Annotated in this window: 3 protein-coding genes; 2 read left to right on the top strand and 1 reads right to left on the bottom strand. The window is 71.2% G+C overall.

The window, feature by feature from the left end:
* The first annotated feature begins 127 nt into the window (after positions 1-127).
* Entirely contained in the window at positions 128-1,123 is a 996-nt protein-coding gene (locus tag KHA85_RS16230) for a phosphotransferase family protein (protein ID WP_236885826.1), read from the top strand.
* Positions 1,124-1,283: 160 nt separating this feature from the next.
* Positions 1,284-1,565 (top strand): Lrp/AsnC family transcriptional regulator, encoded by a 282-nt coding sequence (locus tag KHA85_RS16225; RefSeq protein ID WP_061228358.1) that lies wholly within the window; start codon positions 1,284-1,286, stop codon positions 1,563-1,565.
* Positions 1,566-1,569: 4 nt separating this feature from the next.
* Here KHA85_RS16225 and KHA85_RS16220 read toward each other — a convergent pair whose 3' ends face one another.
* The gene (locus tag KHA85_RS16220) at positions 1,570-2,640 is read right to left on the bottom strand and encodes a 2-dehydropantoate 2-reductase (RefSeq protein WP_213186598.1); all 1,071 of its coding nucleotides are present in this window, start codon (positions 2,638-2,640) and stop codon (positions 1,570-1,572) included.
* Between the last annotated feature and the right edge of the window lie 201 nt (positions 2,641-2,841).

Genomic DNA, 2,841 nt, shown 5'->3' with positions numbered 1-2,841 from the left:
TGCGTACGCTGCGCCTCGCGGACGGACCCGACGAGGTGCACAAGATGACCATCGCGCGTCGCGAGTACCGTCGGCGCGATCCCGAGTGGGGGCGGAAGAAGTGATCGAGGGCATCGACACGGACGCGATGACGGCGTGGCTCGCCGAGCGAGTGGAGGTCGAGCAGCCGTTGACCTACGAACGTGTGGGTTTGGGTCAGTCCAACCTGACCTACCTGGCGACAGACGTCAGGGGCCGCCGGTTGGTGTTACGCCGTCCACCGATGGGCGAGATCCTCGCCTCCGCGCATGATGTCGCGCGGGAGCACCGGATTCTCTCGGCTCTCCAGGACACGCGGGTACCCTTGCCTGTCGTCCACGGATTGTGCGAGGACCCGGCGGTCGCCGACCGTCCGGTACTCGTCGTGTCCTTCGTCGACGGGCTCGTGCTCGATGATCGAGCGGATGCGGAGCGGCTCTCCGCGGCTGCTCGGCACGCCGTGGGGCTGTCTCTGGCGGAGACCCTGGCACGCATTCACGCTGTCGATCTGGAGGAAGTCGGTCTCGCCGACCTCGCGAGCCGCAAGCCCTACGCCGCGCGTCAGCTGCGTCGGTGGTCGCGGCAGTGGGAGCTGTCCCGCACCCGCGAGCTGGGCGAACTGGATCGGTTGACGACCCGTTTGCACGCGCTGGAGCCGGCGCCTGGCGAAGTCGCCCTCGTCCACGGCGACAGTCACCTCCGCAACATCATCATCGACCCGGATGACGCGCAGGTGCGGGCGATCCTCGACTGGGAGCTTGCCACCCTCGGCGACCCGCTCGCCGACCTCGGCACCTTGCTGGCCTACTGGCCACAGGAGGGAGACCCGCCGACGATGCGCTTCGACGCCTCGACCCTGCCGGGCTTCGCAACACGGACCGAGCTGGTCGAGCACTACGTCGAGGTGTCAGGACGTGACGTTTCGGACTTGCCCTTCTGGCACGGTCTCGGACTGTGGAAGCTCGCGATCATTCTCGAGGGGGTTCGTCGGCGTCAGCTCGACGACCCGCGCAACCTCACGGCGATGGGTCGGATCCCCGCGGAGGCGGTCGATGAACTCGTCGCCTGCGCTCATGCGGTGCTCGATGAGGCAGGCGAGATCTGACCCACGGGAGGGTCGTTCGCGGCTCGAGAAGCTGAGCCCGGCTGAGCGAAGGCCTCCGGTCGGAGGAGTGGGCCCGTGCGGTTCGCCGCTCCACCATCCGGAGGTTTTCGCACCGGACACCGCCGCCCCTTGGCCGCTCGACTGCACTAGCCTTGGGCCCATGATCACCGCAATCGTCTTCGTCCACGCCGAGACGGCGCGGATCCCCGAGGTCGCCTCCGCCATCGCCGAGATCGACGGCGTGTCAGAGGTGTACTCCGTCACCGGCACCATCGACCTCATCGTGTTGGTCCGGGCGCGGCGCAACGAGGAGATCGCCGACATCGTCTCCGACCGCCTCAACAAGGTACCCGGCGTGCTGGACACCGAGACGCACATCGCGTTCCGCACCCAGTCCAAGCATGACCTCGAGGCCGCGTTCTCGATCGGCTACGAGGACTGACCGCTCATCTGCTGGAACGGGCGAGCCGGCGTGCCCGGCGCCGCGCGCGCTGCAGCTCGGCGAGCAGGTCGGGGCCACCCCACCGACGGCAGTTCTCGCCGTCGGCCTCGGCCTCGCGCACCAGTTCCACGATCCGTTCGCAGGCCGGCGCCGATAGTCCGAGCTGACGGGCCATCTTCACGACCTTGCCCTGCAGGACGTCGATCTCGGTGGGCCGGCCGCGCAGCAGGTCGTCGTTCATGGACGAGGTGCCGTCGGCGTCGACCCGCATTACGGCCCGACCGAGTCGGCGGAACAGCGGGGTGGGCAGGCGCATCACGATCGGGAGGGCGCCCGCGGGCACGGCGAGCGGCACCCGGGGCACCACGCCGGCCGCGGTGAACACCCGGTTCGCCTCGGCCTGGCACAGTGCGACGCAACGCCGCAGGTCGCGGTCGAGCAGCTCGGTGCGCAGCGGCAGGCCGGAGAGGGCCTGGACGGCGTTGTTGAGGTTCATGAGGATCTTGCCGTGCAGGACGGCCTGGATGTCGTCGGTGGGACGCAGCGGCAGGCCGGCCTCGGCGGCCGTGCGCAGCAGTGGGGTGAGCCTCGGGTGCTCGGCGATCCGGATCTCACCGGTGGACGTGCGGCGGTAGGTGGCGGGCCCGGTGCGCGCGACGTTGAACGGCACGACCCCGGCGATCACCGGCGCGGAGTCCACGCCTTCGCGGATGAGGTCGGCGGAGTGCAGCCCGTTCTGCAGCCCGACCACGAGGGTGGTGGGGCGCAGGAGCGGCGCGAACTCCGCGGTGGCGGCGGCGGTCTGACCGGCCTTGGTGCACACCAGCACGACGTCGGCGCGGCGGACCGAGTCCGGCGTGGTGGCCAGGGTGAGCATGTCGGCGGGGGCGTGCAGGCGGCCGCCCTCGTTGCCGCCCGCCTCCACGGTGAGGCCCAGTTCACGGATTGGGTCGAGGACGTGGGGTCGCCCGACGAGGGTCACGTCGGCGTGGCGGGCGAGCCGGCCGCCGAGGTAGCAACCGACCACGCCCGCGCCGATCACGGTGATCCGCAGAGGGGAATCGGGGCTGGTCATGGTGGTGCAGACGTTACGACACGCACGGCCGCGCGGCAGGCGTTCGCGGCACGCGGGCGTGCGTGTCGTAACGTCTGCACCACCCTGACCCGCCCCGCGTCCCCCCCTCGGGTCACCGGGATCCGCCCCGGCGGGGGCGGGCGCCACCCCCGCCGCCGGGTCCCCCGGCCCCCCGCCGGGGCCCCCCCCCGGCGGCCCCCC

The organism is Dietzia massiliensis, assembly GCF_018390595.1.
Lineage (GTDB): Bacteria > Actinomycetota > Actinomycetes > Mycobacteriales > Mycobacteriaceae > Dietzia > Dietzia massiliensis.
The sequence above is the reverse complement of the archived record's forward strand: the minus strand, read 5'-3'. Positions and strand labels throughout refer to the sequence as shown.